Source organism: Psychrobacter sp. TB55-MNA-CIBAN-0194 (genome assembly GCF_040309505.1).
Lineage (GTDB): Bacteria > Pseudomonadota > Gammaproteobacteria > Pseudomonadales > Moraxellaceae > Psychrobacter > Psychrobacter fozii.
On the sequence record NZ_JBEOOW010000815.1, the window covers coordinates 1 to 234 of the forward strand.

Annotated in this window: 1 protein-coding gene; it reads right to left on the reverse strand. The window is 42.3% G+C overall.

The features are described 5' to 3' along the window. Positions 1-47 precede the first annotated feature (47 nt). Positions 48-234, reverse strand: a 187-nt coding sequence (locus AAEY75_RS17195; RefSeq protein WP_352260395.1) for a hypothetical protein, incomplete at its 5' end; no start/stop codon positions are given.

Here is a 234-nt window from a genome sequence, read left to right on the forward strand (position 1 = left end):
TCCTTAAACTTTTATATATATTGAAATTCAGTACATCCCTGTACTGACTACGCTAAATCTCGACGTAGAGCCTCAGTTGCTTCTGCATCTAATTGCAGAGTATCACTGTCGATAACTACCCCATACTCTTTAGCTGCTGAAGAGATTGATACAATACCTTCTATGACATCACGCAATACCGCTTCAGTCTTGCGCTCATAAGAGCTACCGAAACCACCGCCACCAGGATTGGTA